Source organism: Nonomuraea sp. N2-4H (assembly GCF_045291505.1).
In the GTDB taxonomy this organism is placed as follows: Bacteria; Actinomycetota; Actinomycetes; order Streptosporangiales; family Streptosporangiaceae; genus Nonomuraea; species Nonomuraea fastidiosa.
Genome location: NZ_CP147987.1, coordinates 6,040,206 through 6,056,765, shown reverse-complemented (window position 1 = coordinate 6,056,765; position 16,560 = coordinate 6,040,206). Strand labels below are relative to the sequence as shown.

12 protein-coding genes and 1 pseudogene are annotated in these 16,560 nt (G+C 68.9%); 10 read left to right on the top strand and 3 right to left on the bottom strand.

Features of this window, described 5'->3' with window-relative positions:
* The first annotated feature begins 999 nt into the window (after nucleotides 1–999).
* The 4 genes and pseudogenes from WBK31_RS27680 to WBK31_RS27665 all read left to right on the top strand — a co-directional run bounded on the left by WBK31_RS27680 (nucleotide 1,000) and on the right by WBK31_RS27665 (nucleotide 4,368).
* The gene (locus WBK31_RS27680; RefSeq protein ID WP_378786868.1) at nucleotides 1,000–1,377 is read left to right on the top strand and encodes a hypothetical protein; all 378 of its coding nucleotides are present in this window, start codon (nucleotides 1,000–1,002) and stop codon (nucleotides 1,375–1,377) included.
* A 5-nt stretch (nucleotides 1,378–1,382) separates the two neighbouring features.
* Entirely contained in the window at nucleotides 1,383–2,249 is an 867-nt protein-coding gene (gene dprA / locus WBK31_RS27675; RefSeq protein ID WP_378786870.1) for a DNA-processing protein DprA, read from the top strand.
* 1,220 nt (nucleotides 2,250–3,469) lie between these two features.
* A pseudogene (locus tag WBK31_RS27670) lies at nucleotides 3,470–4,018 on the top strand (tyrosine-type recombinase/integrase); the annotation flags it as partial.
* 53 nt (nucleotides 4,019–4,071) lie between these two features.
* Entirely contained in the window at nucleotides 4,072–4,368 is a 297-nt protein-coding gene (locus WBK31_RS27665; protein WP_406673424.1) for a tyrosine-type recombinase/integrase, read from the top strand.
* 759 nt (nucleotides 4,369–5,127) lie between these two features.
* On the opposite strand, the gene WBK31_RS27660 is transcribed toward WBK31_RS27665, so the two are convergent.
* Both WBK31_RS27660 and WBK31_RS27655 read right to left on the bottom strand, forming a co-directional pair.
* Nucleotides 5,128–6,852 carry a peptidoglycan DD-metalloendopeptidase family protein gene (locus WBK31_RS27660; protein ID WP_406673423.1) on the bottom strand — a complete coding sequence of 575 codons (1,725 nt, stop codon included), beginning with the start codon at nucleotides 6,850–6,852 and terminating at the stop codon, nucleotides 5,128–5,130.
* A 280-nt stretch (nucleotides 6,853–7,132) separates the two neighbouring features.
* Nucleotides 7,133–8,473 (bottom strand): MFS transporter, encoded by a 1,341-nt coding sequence (locus WBK31_RS27655; RefSeq protein ID WP_378786874.1) that lies wholly within the window; start codon nucleotides 8,471–8,473, stop codon nucleotides 7,133–7,135.
* A gap of 71 nt (nucleotides 8,474–8,544) precedes the next feature.
* On the opposite strand from WBK31_RS27655, the gene WBK31_RS27650 reads away from it, so the two are divergent.
* The 6 genes from WBK31_RS27650 to WBK31_RS27625 all read left to right on the top strand — a co-directional run bounded on the left by WBK31_RS27650 (nucleotide 8,545) and on the right by WBK31_RS27625 (nucleotide 15,509).
* Nucleotides 8,545–9,405: a helix-turn-helix domain-containing protein gene (locus WBK31_RS27650; RefSeq protein WP_406673422.1), complete on the top strand. Its 861-nt coding sequence runs from the start codon at nucleotides 8,545–8,547 to the stop codon at nucleotides 9,403–9,405.
* 823 nt (nucleotides 9,406–10,228) lie between these two features.
* Nucleotides 10,229–11,119, top strand: a complete 891-nt coding sequence (gene rpsB, locus WBK31_RS27645) for a 30S ribosomal protein S2 (protein ID WP_364070116.1) — start codon at nucleotides 10,229–10,231, stop codon at nucleotides 11,117–11,119.
* Nucleotides 11,120–12,249: 1,130 nt separating this feature from the next.
* A complete protein-coding gene (gene tsf / locus WBK31_RS27640) occupies nucleotides 12,250–13,083 on the top strand; it encodes a translation elongation factor Ts (RefSeq protein WP_364070119.1) in 834 nt (277 codons plus the stop codon).
* Nucleotides 13,084–13,228: 145 nt separating this feature from the next.
* Nucleotides 13,229–13,927, top strand: coding sequence for a UMP kinase (pyrH, locus tag WBK31_RS27635; RefSeq protein ID WP_364070266.1), 699 nt, complete (start codon nucleotides 13,229–13,231; stop codon nucleotides 13,925–13,927).
* Between the two features lie 43 nt (nucleotides 13,928–13,970).
* Entirely contained in the window at nucleotides 13,971–14,528 is a 558-nt protein-coding gene (gene frr / locus WBK31_RS27630; RefSeq protein ID WP_364070122.1) for a ribosome recycling factor, read from the top strand.
* 141 nt (nucleotides 14,529–14,669) lie between these two features.
* Nucleotides 14,670–15,509 (top strand): phosphatidate cytidylyltransferase, encoded by an 840-nt coding sequence (locus tag WBK31_RS27625; protein WP_364070125.1) that lies wholly within the window; start codon nucleotides 14,670–14,672, stop codon nucleotides 15,507–15,509.
* A gap of 6 nt (nucleotides 15,510–15,515) precedes the next feature.
* Here WBK31_RS27625 and WBK31_RS27620 read toward each other — a convergent pair whose 3' ends face one another.
* Nucleotides 15,516–16,535 (bottom strand): suppressor of fused domain protein, encoded by a 1,020-nt coding sequence (locus WBK31_RS27620; RefSeq protein WP_364070128.1) that lies wholly within the window; start codon nucleotides 16,533–16,535, stop codon nucleotides 15,516–15,518.
* Nucleotides 16,536–16,560: the final 25 nt, after the last annotated feature.

Genomic DNA, 16,560 nt, shown 5'->3' with positions numbered 1-16,560 from the left:
CACCGAACTTGCCGAGACAGCTTCTCCGCTGCCGGGGATGCCGACTCCCTAGCCCCGCCACTCCACGTGACACCCCTTGCCGCTCGCCACGAGGCACCGCTGACGCCCACGCCAACCGGGTCGACCTCCGGATACCCAGGCGATCACTGGACCACCGACCACTTGAGGAACACGGAGACACCGGCCGCCCAAGCCGGCACGACCGAGTCGCGGACCGGAGCCCGTACATACGAGAAGTCGAGCGCCACACCACTTCCGAGCGTCGAGGCTCGTGCGACCGGCCACCCGAGCGCCGTAAAACCACAAAGCGCCGAGGCGCGCACCGAAGTCGCGACCAGCACACACGCCAGCGCAGAACCCCACCCCGTGGCCGAGACCGATGGTTTCACCGCCGCCAAGACCAACACGTCCACCGCAGCAGCCCCGAGGAGCGGCATCACCCCCGGCACCCGAACCCCAGCCATGGGCGGGGCCGAGGGCGGGCCGGGAACCGAAGTCGGACCCTGGTCCGAAGCTGCGCCGGACACGTCCCCCGGGATGAGCGCTGGCACCCAGCCTGGTTTGGAAGCCGGCGTATGCACGGACGGCGGGACGGCCACCGGCTTCAAGCCGGAGCCCGTCACCGAGGCGCAGACCGATATCGGACCGGAGACCGAAGCTGCGCCGGGGAAAGTCGAACCGCGGACCGAAGTCGGACCGCGGACCGATGGTGGGCCGCTAACCGAAGTCGCGCCAGCGAACATGCGAACGCGGACGGAAGCCAGACCGGAGACCAAGCCTGGATCGGGCACCGAAGCCGCGCCGGACACCAACCCCGGCACCACCAGCACTGGTAGCGGGCCGGAGACCGCAGCAGGTGCTGGGCACCAAACCGGCACAAAAACTGGCATGGAGGCGGCGAGGACCGAAACCCCAGCAGAAGCCCGAGTCCGAACCAGAGCCAGAGCCAGAACCAGAACCTGGACAGGGCGCGAAACTTCCGGACCCGGCAGTCAGGGGATGAGCAGCGAGGCGGAGGCCAGGGCTGCGCTCATGCGCGCCTGCGACGTAGGCGACGTCATCATGGGCCGCCTCGTCGCCCGGTACGGTGCCCGCCAAGCCGTCGAGGCGATCCGTTCCCGAGCCTTGCCGCCGGAGTTCGTGGCGGAGGAAGCCCAGCAGGAGCGCCCGCCGGACCTGACGGCTCGCCTGCACACCTGGTACGTCCGTCTCGCCGCCGCCAACCCGGCGGCCGACCTCGAGGCAGGCACGAAGTCCGGAGCCCGCCTGATCTTGCCCGGCGACCCGGAGTGGCCCACCCAACTGGACCAGCTCGGCCCAAGCCGGCCCTGGCCCTCTGGGCGCACGGCGACGCGGACCTTCGCTTCTCCTGCCTGAAGTCCGTGGCCGTGGTCGGAGCGAGAGCCGCCACCCCATACGGTTCGCAGGCGGCGGCCGAGTTCGGGGTGGGCCTCGGTGAGTCGGGGTGGACGGTGGTGTCGGGCGGAGCGTACGGCGTGGACGCGGCCGCGCATAAAGGCGCCCTGGCGTCCGGCTCACCGACGGTCGCGGTCCTGGCCTGCGGCGTGGACGTCTGCTACCCCAGCAGCCACGAGACGTTGTTCGCCGCCATCAGGGAACAGGGAGTCGTGATCAGCGAGTGCCCGCCCGGCGTCCACCCGACCCGCGCGCGTTTCCTCATCAGAAACCGTCTCATAGCGGCCCTGTCGCGAGGAACGGTGGTGGTGGAGGCCGCCATTCGCAGCGGCGCCCTCAACACCGCCGCCCACGCCCTGTCCCTCAACCGGCACCTGGGAGCGGTCCCAGGCCCGATCACCTCGTCCATGTCCGCCGGGTGTCACAGGCTCTTGCGCGAACGCAAGGCCGTCTGCATCACTTCGCCCGAGGACATGATCGACCTGGTCGGCCTGATGGGCGACGACGCGGCCCCGCAGGTGCGTGCACCCGTCGTCCCCAGAGACCGGCTCAACGAACCCACGAAGAAGGTGCTCGACGCCGTCCCCACGCGCGGCGGCGCCGGCCCGGCCTCGATAGCTGTGGCGGCAGGCGTGACGCTGGACGTGGCCCTGAGCGCCCTGGGCGGCCTGGCCGCCGCCGGGTACATCGAACGCACCCCTCGCGGCTGGCGCCTCCGCAAGCAGACCACCTCCTACCGCAAAGCCCCCGACTCCGCCGCCCTCCAACCCCCGCTGTCCCCGGAGCCCGACCCAGCCGACATCCCACCCCCACCAGACGACCACTTCGATTGACGAAGTGTGCGGCGGCGCGCCGGCTCAGGCCGGTCGCGCAGCGTACGAGGAGCACGAAGGGCGACACATCGCCGCCATCGATGGTCGAGATCAGTGGCCAGAGGCGTGCGGCTCATGCTCGCGTCCCTGCCATGGCCGCCACGTCGCGCGCCGAGACCGGCGAGGGTGGATCACGCTCGACGTGGGCGGGGCCAGCCCCCGCTGACCTTCGACGTGGCCGACGCGGTCGCTTTGTGCGTCACCCGTCCTGCCATGGTGGGCGTTGGTGAACGCACCGGTGAGGGTGGAGGCATGCTCCTGGCCGGGCGCGATAGCTGCACGTTGATGGCGCCTGGGCGGCCGCCATGCTGCTGGAAGGGCGAGGCGCTGCGGGGAGAGGGGACCGTGGCGGCGGGTGCGCGAGGCGATGCTGGAAGAGGACCTTGTCGGCGGGGCGAGGATGTCGGCGGAGGGGACTGTGGTGGCGGGTGGGTGTGGCGATGCTGGAAGAGGACCTGGTTGTGGGGGCGAGGCGATGCTGGCGGAGAGGATTGGTGGCGGGAAAGCCCGTTGCACGCCGCAGGGGCTGGTGCACACTCCCGAGTGTTCACTGGGTTCAGTGAGCGATGAACCGAGGTCGGGGATGCCGACTCACCAGCTCCGCCAGTGCACGTGATGCTCCTTGCCATTCGTCACGAGGTGCCACTGGCTCGGCGGATGAGCGAGGGGAGCTGAGCGAGGCGTATGGCTCTGACGGCTCCCAGACTGATGTGTGCACGATTCCCGGACGGGCCCTGTGCGTAGTCCCCGGATAGTCCTGTGCGCGATCTCCGGACGAGCTTGTGCGTGGCTCCTGGGTTCGTCCACAGGGGTGGTGTACGAGTTTGACCTGGTCAGCTGGCGTGGCGTCGTGAAATGAAGACGGCCATCACGTGATCCCCGGCGACTCGGGCCCGCCGGGGATGACTGACTGGGGGGCCTCGCACACCCACCCAGAACCCGCTCCCACAGACACTTACCGCTTAACCCGCAGAAACAGGATCACGCCAAGATCGAGTCATACACCACGTCCGTGGACGTGAACCTCCTGGATGGACTGTCCGTGGTTCCCCCGGATGTGTGGCGTGCGAGGCCGTCTTCGGCCCTCGCTCCAGTTCCTCCCTAGCGCGTTCAGGTGGCCTTCGCCCGGGTGTCTGTGTGTTGGGGTTGGTGCGGGCTAGGGCTTGGGGCAGATTTGGGGGATGTGGAGGGAGATGGGTGTGGATCGGGATGAGGTTGTGGCGGAGTTCGGGCGGTATTTGCGGCTGGAGCGGGATCTTTCGCCTCATACCGTTCGGGCGTACCTGGGGGATGTGAACTCGCTGCTCGATCACCTGGGTGGGCGGCTGGAGGCGCTTGATATCGGGACTCTGAGAGAGTGGCTGGCTGAGCAGCATGCGGCGGGGAAGGCTCGGGCCACGCTGGCTCGGCGCACGGCCTGCGCCCGTACGTTCACCGCCTACTGCCATCGGCGGGGGTGGCTGGAGAACGATCCGGGGTTGTTGCTGGGCAGCGCCAAGGCAGGGCGTGAGCTGCCTGCGGTGCTTGATCAGCAGCAGGCGGAGGCCGTGTTGAATGTGGCCTCCACCGCTGACCCGAAGGAGCTGCGGGACCAGGCGATGCTCGAGTTGCTGTACGCGACCGGGGTGCGGGTGAGCGAGCTGTGTGCGCTCGATGTCGATGACGTGGATCGGGAGCGGAACGTCATCAAGGTACTGGGCAAGGGGCGTAAAGAGCGGGTGGTGCCGTTCGGGGCGCCGGCGTTGCGGGCGTTGGATCGGTGGTGCATCCACGGGCGGCCTAGGTGGGTACGGGCCGGGTCGGGGCCGGCGCTGTTCTGGGCGTACGTGGTGGTCGTATCGACGCGGGGACCGTGCGGCGGGTCGTGCATGCGAGGTTGGCGCAGGTGGAGGGGGCGCCCGACATGGGGCCGCATGGGTTGCGGCACAGCGCGGCCACGCACCTGCTCGAAGGAGGTGCGGATCTGCGTAGCGTTCAGGAACTGCTGGGGCATGCGTCGCTGAACTCCACGCAGATCTATACGCATGTGTCGATTGAGCGGTTGCGGGCGGCCTATCGGCAGGCGCATCCAAGGGCTTGATCCTCCATCCTTCGAGTGCTCAGCACTTAGCGATTAGCGTTCAGCGCTCAGGGCTCAGGGCGCGGGTTTCAGGGTCAGGGCTGGGCTGATCAGGGTGGTTCTGTGATTGAGGGCTGCTCGGAGGTCAAGGCGGCTTGAGTTAGTGGGCGGTCCCGAGGGTTTAGTTCGGAGGCTCGAGCGGGCTCGGGTGTTGGGGCCAGTGATCGGGCGGGTGGGCTTGGGTGTTTGGGGTTGGTGATCGGGCGGGTGGGCTTGGGTGTTTGGGGTTGGTGATCGGGCGGGTGGGCTCGGGTGTTTGGGGTTGGTGATCGGGCGGGTGGGCTCGGGTGTTTGAGGTTGATGATCGGGGGGTGGGTTTGAGTGTTTGGGATCAGTGATCGAGCAGGTCGGCTCGGGTATTTAGGGTCGGTGATCAGGCGGGCGGGCTTGATGCTTGGGGTCATTGATTTGGGCGGGCTAATTGCTGGGTTGGGTGCTGATTGAGTGGCTTGGGCGACTTGTGCTTGCTGGGTGAGGGCGGGGGCCGGCGGGGGGCTAGAGTCTCGGGTCTTGCGGCAGCGGCCAGTGTTTGCGGTGGGTGGTCTGGTTTGGGGGCAACCGTGCTCCCGGCTAGCGGGCGCGATTAGGGCCGTTGGGGTGTGGCTTCTGTCCCGTCCCCGCCCCGTCGTGGTTGCGTCGTGTCGTCATCGTGGGGGGTCGGCGGGGGTTAGGGCTGGTGTGGGTACGGGGAAGGCAGGCGGGGCGCGGGTGGGGCGTGGGTCAAGAATGATGGTGGTTTCTCGGTCTTGATCTTTGGCGGCGGGGGCGGTGAGGGCGGCGCTTGCGGTGTTGGCCTTTGGTAGCAGTTCGGCGGCGGGGTGTGGTTCGGTGGCCTCGGTGTTTGTGGCATCGGAGCGCTATGAGGAGCAGTGATGCCAAGAGGGCTGTTACGGCCAGGGCCGTAGTGAGTGGGTAGGACGCGGCTCGTATGAGGGTGGGGATCGGGTCCGGGCTGTCCGTGGTGGTTCGTGGGTGGCGGCGCGTGCTTTTCGAGGCTTTCGTTGTGAGTTCCTGAGGCTCGGTGGCGGCCCGCGTCTCTGCCGTGCCATTGGTGGGTGCGTCAAGTGCTGTTTCGGTCCCCTGGATGTCTCCGGCGGTGGTCTGTGTGTTGGGACTGCTTCTGACGCTCCTGACGTCTGCCAAGGGGGCGGATGCCGTGTCGCCTGCGCTGTCGGCCAATCTGATGACCTCAGCTTCCGGCCATCTTTCTCCCGTGGTGGCCAGGGTGTTGGCTGGGGGTTGGGCTGTGGCTGTCGCTGATGCGTTGGGTGCGGTGGCGGGTGGTGTGATCGCGATCGTTTGCTTGGTGGTGCTTGTGGACGGGGTTGGGAGTGCACGGGGATCCAGGGCTGGGAGTGCGCCGGCGACCGGTGAGTGGTGTGCGAGTGCGGTGAACGAGGGGTGGCTGTCGGCGGGCTTGGTGGCTCGGTGTAGGTCTGCGTCGGAGGGTTCGGTGATCTGGCGCGGGACTGCGTCGAAGGGTTCGGTGATCTGGCGTGGGATTGCGTCGAAGGGCCGAGTGTTGCCGATCGGTGCGTGTGGAGGCACAGCGGAAGGCATTGCGGTGGGGTGTGGGGTGACGGTGGTGCTGCGGTCGTGCGTGAAGCGGTTGCCAGCCTGGGGCCAGAAGGGGAGGAGGCGGGTGGGGGCGTGGCCGAGCAGGTGGAGGGGGTTGAGGTAGTGGGCGTCTCGGATGAGGCCCCAGTGCAGGCAGGACTCCGGGCAGTGCGGTTTTGAGCCGTCGATGACACCTATCTCGGTGCCTGGGGTCACCTGGTGGCCTCGGGACACGGAGGGCTTCACGGGGAGGTACGTGGTGCGCAGGCCGTTGGGGTGATCGATGGTCACCACGCCCTTCCCCGCTACCGGGCCTGCGAAGCGGATGGTGCCGGGGCCTGCTGCCAGGACCGGGGTGGCTACCGGGGCGGCCAGGTCGATGCCGCGGTGGCCGGCCAGCCAGGGCTTGGGCGGCGGAGCGAAGCGGCGCAGGATCCTGGGCTGTCCGTGCAGGGGCCAGCGCCAGGTGAGGGCTTCGGTCGGGGGCGAGGCCCTTGCTGGGATCGCTGGGAGGGGGAGGAGCGTGAATGCGGTTATGAGGGTTGTGAAAAGGGCGATCTTGATGCGGGCAGGCTGGGTGCAGGGTCTGGTCAGTGTGTACCGGGCAGGTTGAGTGCGGGCTCTCTTCGGTGAGTACTGGGCAGGTTGGGTGCGGGCTCTCTTCGGTGTGTATCGGGCTGGTTGGGTGCGGGCCTGGCTCAGTGGATAACGGGTGCGGGCCTCGCTCAGTGGATGGAGGGTGCGGGCTCTGGTCGGACAGCAAGACTGGCCTTGAGTGGCGCTGGGGTGGCCTGGAGGCAGGGGTGTGGGGTGTCTGCTGGCAGGTGTCGCTTCGAGGGGTTCGAGGGCGTTGAGGGTCGGTGGTTGGTGAGGGGGTGCGACGTTCATGCGCGGGAGTCTGGCCGGTGCGGTGGGTTCGGCGGGGCGGTGAACGTCGTTCTGTGGGTGGGAGGAGATCAGCGGGGTTGGGCTGTGGAGGAGTTGCTGAGGCGGGGCGGCAATGGCAACTGATCGTGACGGTGGTTCAGGGCGACGCTGTGGTGGTGGGGCGCGATGGTGGTCTGGCGACCGGGGTGTGGCGAGTCGGCTATCGCACAGGGCCGAGCCGAAGCCGGGTGATGGCGGGGCCGGCAGGGGCCGAGGGCAGCGGGCGCGGGTGGGGCGGTGGTCAGGGGGCGGAGTGGCGTTTCGTGGTGATGAAGGGTTCCGTGCTGGGAGGCGGTGACGGGGTGATCGGGCGGGTGGGGCGGCGGTGGCCGGGGCGGATGGGGGAGAACCAGATCCAGAACGTGGCCAGGGCTATGCCGCCGGCGCAGACGATGATCACGGGGCGTAGGCCGATGATCTCCGCCAGGAAGCCGCCCACCAGGCCGCCGAGCGACAGCACGCCCTGAATGGCGAACGTCATCGTGGCGTTCACCCGGCCCCGCAGCTGCGGGTCGGTCTCCTGCAGGACGATGGCGTTCATGCAGGTGGCGAAGGAGACCACGATGACGCCGACGGCCGTACCGGTCAGTGCCAGAACACCGAACTTCCACCACAGCGGGCCGGAGATCAGGCCGACGGTGAGGATCTCCAGGGGGAAGAAGAGCACGACCACGAGGAGTATCCGGTTCTCGCCGTACCTCTTGGAGAGGCGGGCGGTCAGCCACGCGCCCAGGAGGCCGCCGGCACCGCTGAAAGCGATCAGTACGCCGATCAGGCCCTTGGGGATGTTCAGCGTGTTGACCATGTAGAGCATGTAGACCGCCGTGTACGCCATGGCGAAGAAGTTGATCGTCACGCCGGCGAACAGCAGCGCGCGGAGCACCGGGTGCGTGATGTTCACCTTCAGGCCCTCCAGGATGTCGCGCCACATGCCTTTGGAGACGGCGGGCGTGTTCCGCTCAGGCGTACGTATGGCGCGCAGCAACAGGGCCGAGGCGAGGAAGGACAGCGCCTCCGCCAGTACGGCCAGCGGCGCCGTCAGAAGCTGCACCAGCAGACCGCCGAGGCTGGGACCGGCGACCGAGGCCACCGAGTACGTCGTCTGAAGCCCCGCCATCGCCTCCGTCCGCTGCTCGGGCCCTGTGATGGAGGCGACGTGGGGGAAGTTGGCCGCCCTGAACAGCACTCCCGCCGTCCCGATGACGAGCGCCACGATGATCAGCCAGGTCACGTTCAGCACGCCGAGCAGCCACGCCAGAGGCACCGTGACCGCGGCGGCGCAGGAGACCAGCTCGCACGCGATCATCAGCGGCCGATGGCGGGTGAGGCGGTCGGCGATGGCTCCCGATTGAAGGCCGAACAGCAGCGCCGGTACGGACGCCGCCGCCGTCAACATCCCCATCTGCGCCGGGGACGCGGCCAGCAGTGCCACGGCGGTCAACGGGATGGCCAGCTTGGAGACCTCAGAACCGGTGACCGAGATCGTACGGGCTGTCCACAGCAGCCGGTAGTCGCGCTGCTTGCGCAGGGGCACCGGGGCGGCCTTCGCGGGCTCCGGTGAATCGTGAAGGGAATGCTTCATAGATGTGAAGATAACCCTTCATAAATTGTGAAAGCAACCTTTCATAGTCTGAGGATGGGTACCGTTGCCTCATGACCGGCGACACTTCGACGCTCAGCGACCCCAAGGCGATGAGGGCGCTGGCGCACCCCGCGAGACTGGCGATCCTGAATCGGCTGGGCGTGGAGGGGAGCGCCACCGCCACCGAGGTCGCGGAGATCGCGGGCATCACCCCCAGCGCCGCCAGCTATCACCTGCGCATGCTCGCCAAGTACGGCTTCGTCGAGGACGCGCCCCCGCGCGGCGACGGCAGGGAACGGGTGTGGCGGGCCGTCGACCGCAGGCTCGCCGTCGGCATCCAGCCCGAGGACCAGCCCGAGGTGCGGACCGCCAAGCGGCATCTGATCGCCGCGTTGCGGCGTTCTGCGCATGAGGAGGCCGAACGCGCGCTGCAGGAGGTCGAGAAGGAGACCCAGGAGTGGCGCGACGCGGTCAGATTCGCCCGGCATCGCATCAGGGTGAACGCGCGTGAGCTGGCGTGGCTGAACCAGGAGATCGAGAAGCTGATCGAGCCGTACTTGGTGCGGAATCGGGATGCTGAGACGGCGCCTGAGGGGGCCAGGGTCTCCGAGGTGCAGCTCAACCTGTTCCCGGTCCCGCGCAGGCCGCGGCCCGGCCTGCCGACGGAGGATCACGGGTTCCCGCGGGGAGGGGGGAACGGGCGTCTGGGGGACGTGCCGGTCGGCTCGGAAGGTGCGGCGGCCTCTTCTGAAGGCGCGTCGGCCTCCTCTGGGGATGTGCCGTCCCCTTCGGAGGGTGTGCCGTCCCCTTCGGAGGGTGTGCCGTCCCCTTCGGAGGGTGTGCCGTCCCCTTCGGAGGGTGTGCCGTCCCCTTCGGAGGGTGTGCCGTCCCCTTCGGAGGGTGCGTCGGCCCCCTCTGCGGGAGACGAGTGAGAGGTTCCGGTGGTCGGGCTGCATGGGCGTCGCGGCCCATGTGCCGTCCACGGGCGTGGGCTGTCGCAGGGTGGCGCACGACGGCTCGCGTCGGCGGAGGGTGACACGCGCGCATCGAGCCGGCGGAGGTGACGTGGGGGCGAGCAAGCCGGCGGCTTGGGTGGTACCCGGGCGGGTCGGGGTGCTTGCGCTGTACGTGGCTGAGGTCGGGGCGGCTTGGATGGTGTTCTGGCGGGTCGCGGGTGTTGGCGCTGTGCGCCGTGGCTGCGGTTGGGGCGTCTTGTGCGCGCGTGGGTTCGTGGTGTGCTGTGGCGCGAGTGAAGCTGCGGGTGTGCGGTAATGCGTGGTTGGGTTCCTGGTGCGGTGTAGTGCGGGTGAGGCTGTGGGGGTGTGCCGTGATGGTGCGGGTCGGTTCGTGGTGCGGTGTAGTGCGAGTGGAGTTGCGGAGTGTGGACGGTGATGGCGCGGGGGTGGGTGAAGCAGGCCGTTGAGTACGGCGGGTCGTTGAGGGTGCTTCGTCACGGACGGTAGCGCCACCGGTGTGGGTGTCCGGTCACGGGGAAATGTGGACGGGGGCAGGTGAGGTCAGGAGATGTCCGTTTGACCGGGGACGGTCAGCCGGGGGCGGTGTGGGAGGTAGACTTTCCGGTGGCCTGTCACCGCAGGCCGACTTCGCATGCCCCATTGCGGACCGCACCGTCGGTCCGGGCCAGGTGCCCGGCTGGTGCGGGTTCGGGGCATCAGGGCGGCAGACAGCGCGCTGCCGCGGCACAACCGAGAACAGCGCCCATCCGCAGGGCGCCCAGACCTGGAGGACCAGCACATGGCCCCCGTCGTCACCATGCGACAGCTGCTCGAGAGCGGCGTTCACTTCGGCCACCAGACGCGGCGCTGGAACCCGAAGATGAAGCGGTTCATCTTCACCGAGCGTAACGGCATCTACATCATCGACCTTCAGAAGTCGCTGTCGTACATCGACCGCGCCTACGACTTCGTGAAGGAGACCGTCGCCCACGGCGGCACGATCCTGTTCATCGGCACCAAGAAGCAGGCTCAGGAGGCCATCGCCGAGCAGGCTTCCCGGGTCGGCATGCCGTACGTCAACCAGCGCTGGCTGGGTGGCATGCTCACCAACTTCTCGACCGTGCACAAGCGGCTGCAGCGTCTGAAGGAGCTCGAGGAGCTCGACTTCGACAACGTCGCCGCCTCGGGGCTCACCAAGAAGGAGCTCCTGATGCGCCGTCGCGAGAAGGACAAGCTCGAGCGCACGCTCGGCGGCATCCGTGACATGGGTCGTGTGCCCAGCGCCGTGTGGGTCGTCGACACCAAGAAGGAGCACATCGCGATCAGCGAGGCCAAGAAGCTCGGCATCCCTGTCGTCGCGATCCTCGACACCAACTGCGACCCCGACGAGGTCGACTACCCGATCCCGGGCAACGACGACGCCATCCGCGCCGTCGGCCTGCTGACCAGGGTCGTCGCCGACGCTGTCGCGGCCGGTCTGATGGCTCGCTCCGGCGCCGCTCGCGGTGACGAGAAGCCGGCCGCCGCCGAGCCGCTGGCCGAGTGGGAGCGCGAGCTCATCGAGCAGGGCGCGGGCGAGAACGCCGCCGAGGCGCCTGCTCCCGAGGCCGCTGCCGAGGGCGAGGCGAAGGCCGAGGCTCCGGCCGAGTCCGCCGCTCCTGCCGAGGGCGAGAACGGCCAGCAGGCCTGACGCCTTCACCCTGGGGTGACCACTGAGGGTCTGCCCCGGGCGGGTCCGGCCGTGTTCTGATGGAAGGACACGGTTCTGACCGGCTCGGTGACGGGTTCTCGGTGGTCGTCCCGCCGGGGGCGGTCGCTGCCGCCGGTCGCTCAGGTGCCCGGGGGCGGTTCCGCCGGACGGTACGGCGCTTGTGTGCCGGTGCGGATCCGGCCGGCTCGTGACGGCTCTGACAGGACCCACTGGGCGTTGGTCCTGGGCTCACACGGGCCGATCCGGGCGCGCGATGCGAGCCTGGATGTCCGGCCAGGCGAGGAGCCGGGCCGGTGTCGGGGGCCGATACCGGCATGGGGCGTCGATGCTCCGGCGGCCTGCCGGTCGGGCCTGGGAAGCCAGGGCCGTCAGCAAGGCGCACGTGACAGCTGAATACAGGCGGACCACCGCACACGGCCGCCGGGGCTCCGGCAGCCGGCCGGGCAGGGTGCCGGGCAAGGTGTACGTCGCGGTCAGGCAAACGACCGGCCTGCGACGGCACGCCGGAGCGGCTCACCCCCGCCGGGTGGGCTACTCCAGGGGCCAGGCGGCTCAGGTTGCAGCCCAAGCGGTTCGGGGCCGGCGGGCGCAGGGCTCGGTCAGGGCCTGGGGCCTGCGCCAGGCCCGGGGACCGGAAACGCGGCCACGGCTCAGGCCGGGCGCCGACCTAGGGCGAGGTCGGGCGCCAGGCCAAGGCCTGGAGCGCTTCGAACCGGGGCTCAGGGTTCGGGCCGGGGCTTGGGGCCTGTGCCAGGTACCGGGGCTCAGGGTTCGGTTCAGGGCTTGGGGCCTGTGCCAGGTATCGGGGCTCAGGTTCGGGCCAGGGCCTAGAGCCTGTGCCAGGGCTGAAACCCGGGCTGAGGGCTCAGGTGGCGGTGCTGTGGTGGTAGGCCGAGGCGAGGCTGGGCAGTATGCCGGGCGAGGCAGCGGCGAACGCTCGAACGCCGGCCCGAACCCGGTGAACGACCGGGCCAGGACCGGCGAGGACCGGTGAAAGGCACGACAAGGCTCACGTACGGCAGGCGCCCGGCCGTACGAACCAGGGTGGAGGGCTTCCCGCCCCCGCCCGAACCATGATCGACGACGATATCCCACAAGGAAAAAGAGCAATGGCTTCCGTGAACATGGCCGACGTCAAGCGGCTTCGCGAGATCACCGCTGCCGGCATGATGGACTGCAAGAAGGCGCTCGAGGAGGCCGAGGGCGACTTCGACCGCGCCATCGAGCTGCTTCGCCTCAAGGGCGCCAAGGACGTGGGCAAGCGCGAGGCCCGCACCGCGTCCAACGGCCTGGTGGCGCTCAAGCAGGACGGCGACTCCGCCGCCGCGCTGCTCGAGCTCAACTGCGAGACCGACTTCGTGGCCAAGGGCGAGCGCTTCCAGGAGCTGGCCGCCCAGGTCGTGGCGCACGTGCTGGAGACCCGGCCGGCCGACGTCCCGGCGCTGCTCGAGTCCTCCTTCGGCGGCAAGACCGTCAAGGAGCACCTCGACGAGGCCAACGCCGCGCTGGGTGAGAAGATCGAGGTCCGTCGCTTCGCGGTGCTGGAGGGCGGCTACATCGGCGCCTACATGCACAAGACCGACCCGGCCCTGCCGCCGGCCGTGGGCGTGCTGGTCCAGCTCGACAAGCCGAACGCCGAGGTCGCCAAGGACATCGCGCAGCACGCCGCCGCCATGGCGCCGCAGTACCTCAAGCCGGAGTCCGTCCCCGCCGAGATCGTCGAGAAGGAGCGCAAGCTCTTCGAGGAGATGACCCGCGAGGAGGGCAAGCCGGAGGCCGCGATCGGCAAGATCGTCGAGGGCCGCGTGAACGGCTGGTACCGCGACTTCACCCTGCTCCAGCAGGCCTTTGTCAAGGACAACAAGAAGAGCGTGGGCAAGTACGCCGAGGAGAACGGTGTCGAGGTCCTCGGCTTTGTCCGCTTCAAGGTCGGTCAGGCTTAGGCTTAGGCAAGCTGCGAGCTCAACGATCCACCGAATGAAGGAGGCCGCCGCCGTGCAGGACCACCGGGAGTCAGCCCACGAATCCACACGGACGGCGGCTTCCTCATCTCAAAACCCGCAAAGCCCGCTCAGGTGGAAGCGGGTGATGTTGAAACTGTCAGGAGAGGCGTTCGCCGGTAACGAGCCGCTCGGCATCGACCCGCGAGTGGTCGATCACCTGGCCGACTCGATCGCGGAGGCCGTCCGTGAGGGCGTGCAGGTCTCGGTCGTGGTCGGCGGCGGCAACATGTTCCGCGGCGCCACCTTGTCGCAGGGCGGCATCGACCGCGCCAGGGCCGACTACATGGGCATGCTCGGCACCGTCATCAACTGCCTGGCCCTGCAGGACTTCCTGGAACGGCGGGGTGTGGAGACGCGCGTGCAGACCGCCATCACCATGCAGCAGGTGGCCGAGCCGTTCCTGCCGCGCCGCGCGATCAGGCACCTCGAGAAGGGGCGCGTGGTCATCTTCGGCGCCGGGCTGGGTTCGCCGTTCTTCTCGACCGACACCGCGGCCTCCCAGCGCGCCCTGGAGATCGGCGCTGAGGCGCTGCTCAAGGGCACGCAGGTCGACGGGATCTATGACTCCGATCCGCGCAAGAACCCCGACGCGGTGCGGTTCGACCACCTCGACTACGGCGAGGTGCTGCTGCGCGACCTCGCGGTCATGGACGCCACCGCGATCAGCCTGTGCAAGGACAACGATCTGCCGATCGTCGTCTTCGACCTCATGGGCGAGGGCAACATCCTGCGAGCGGTACGCGGTGAGAAAATCGGCACGCTGGTGAGTCCCGCAGGCAAATGACGGAGCGAGCCCGATACCGCCAGCTAGAAGACAGGGAGCCGCTGTGATCGACGAAACCCTCCTCGAAGCCGAGGAAAAGATGGACAAGGCCGTTTCGGTGGCGAAGGAGGACTTCGCGAGCATCCGTACGGGCCGTGTCACCCCCTCGATGTTCAACAAGATCACTGCCGAGTACTACGGCACGCCGACGCCGATTCAGCAGTTGGCGTCCTTCCACGTGCCCGAGGCGCGCATGGTCCTCATCCAGCCCTATGACAAGAGCTCGATGGGCGCGATCGAGAAGGCCATCCGCGACTCCGACCTCGGCGTCAACCCCACCGACGACGGCCAGGTGATCCGCGTGACGTTCCCCGAGCTGTCGGAGGAGCGCCGCAAGGAGTACATCAAGGTCGCCAGGAACAAGGGCGAGCAGGCCAAGGTGTCGGTGCGCAACATCCGCCGCTCCGCCAAGGAGATCCTCGACAAGATGGTCAAGGACGGCGAGGCGGGCGAGGACGAGGTCCGGCGGGCCGAGAAGGAGCTCGACGACCTCACCCAGAAGCACGTCGCCAAGATCGACGAGCTGCTCAAGCACAAGGAAGCCGAGCTGCTCGAGGTCTGAGCGGCGCGCCGCACGGCGGGCCGCGTCCTGCGGGCCGTCTCGACAGGGAGGCGGGTCCCCGAACGCGGGGGCGCTGTCTCCAGCGGGTCTGCACTGCGGCCCTCGCCGCGATGGCGGGGGCCGTGGCTTATGGAGAAGTCTGTGGAGAAAAGTACGGCTGGCACCAGCTCGAGCGGCGGCAGCCGTACCGGAAGGAACCTGCCTGCCGCGATCGCGGTCGGGCTGGTGCTGGGCGCGCTGGTCCTCGGGACCATCTACACGGTCAAGGAGCTGTTCCTCCTCGTGGCCGTGGTGTGCGTGGGCGTCGGCGTGGTCGAGCTGACCAGGGCGTTCGCCACCCGTGACATCGTGGTGCCCGTTCCCCCGGTGCTGTTGGGACTGGTGGCCATGCAGGCCGGCGCCTATTGGGGCGGGCCGGTCTGGATGCTGGCGGCCTTCGCGGTGTTCGCGTTCGTGCTGCTGATCTGGCGGATGTTCAGCGCGGGCACGGACGGTTTCGTCCGCGATGCGTCGGCGTCGGTGTTCACGCTGTTCTATCCGGCGATGCTGAGCGGGTTCGTGGCGCTGCTGCTGAAGCCCGACGACGGCAGCCACCGGGTGCTGATCTTCATCGCGGTGACGGTGGCCAGCGACATCGGCGGTTACGTCGCCGGGGTGCTGTTCGGCAGGCATCAGCTCACGGCGATCAGCCCGAAGAAGACCTGGGAGGGCCTGGCGGGCTCGCTGATCGCCTGTACGGTGATCGGCGCCTGGCTGGTGACCTGGCTGCTGGGCGGCGAGCTGTGGCAGGGCGCGCTGATGGGCGCGCTGGGCGCCCTGCTCGCGACCGTGGGCGACCTGATCGAGTCGATGATCAAGCGGGATCTCGGCATCAAGGACCTGGGCACGATCCTGCCGGGGCACGGCGGGCTGATGGACCGGCTGGACTCGCTGGTGACGACGCTGGTGCCGGTCTGGCTGCTCATGACGCTCTTCTTCTGAGCACGCTCATGAGTGTGCCTGCATGGCCTGCGTGGTGATGGGGGAGAGCCAGAGCCACCGCACCGCCTCGCCCCCGAACGCAAAGCCCGACATGTCGGGCATGTGGGGTGGGTTGGCCTGCATGAGCACCCCCGAGTACTGCGGCCCCAGCGGGAACGTCGCCGGTTCGTGATACCACTTCGCCGTGTGGCCGTGGCCCAGCCAGGTCACCGAGTGCCACGGATATTGCGACAGCCAGACCAGCAGCAGCGCCGCGTCGCGCGGGTCCTCGCGGGTGGCCACGGCCAGCTCGACCCTGGCGTACGCGCCGGGCCGGTCGATCCACTGCTCGACCGTCGGCATGCGCTGGCAGCTCATCCCCACCGTCGACAGCACGGTGAACCCACGCTCGCCGTGCGGCGGACGCTCGGTGATGCCCACGGTCGGCAGCCGGTCGCCGCTGGCGTCCCAGTAGCGCCCCGCCGGGCCCAGCACCCGGTCGAGGTGGCCCATCACGAACTGCTGGAACGACGGCCACGACCCCTCGCTGTGCCGCCAGCGCCAGTAGGATCTGGCGTTCGCGATGCGGGGCCGCAGCCCTTCGAGCGCTTCCGACAGCGCCCAGGCGAACGGCGACTCGCCCACCGCGTCCCGCGCGTACCCCGGCATGCCGCGGCTCATGTCGGCCCAGCCGGGGATGACCGCGAGCAGCTCGTCGTCCTCGTAGAGCGCCACGCCGTCGCCCTCCTCGAACCACAGCGGGGTGAGCTCGCCGAGCGGGCGGCGGCCGTCGGGGTGGAGCGTGTTGGCCCTCGGCATGAGCGGCGGCAGACCGGCGTTGATGCGGGCCAGGTCGACGACCTGCGGCGCGGGACGGTGGTTGGCCAGCCAGACCGCGCCGTGCACGGTGCCGTCGGGCGAGCACAGGTAAGCCACCGAGGCGTCCTCGTCCCGCTCGACGACGAGCGTCCGGCTGCCGTACGGGTTGCCGGCGGCGAGCACGACCTCGGCGCCACCCTCGCCAGATGCCGACCGAGAAATCGCCATACGTCTCGACTGTAGATCGACCGGA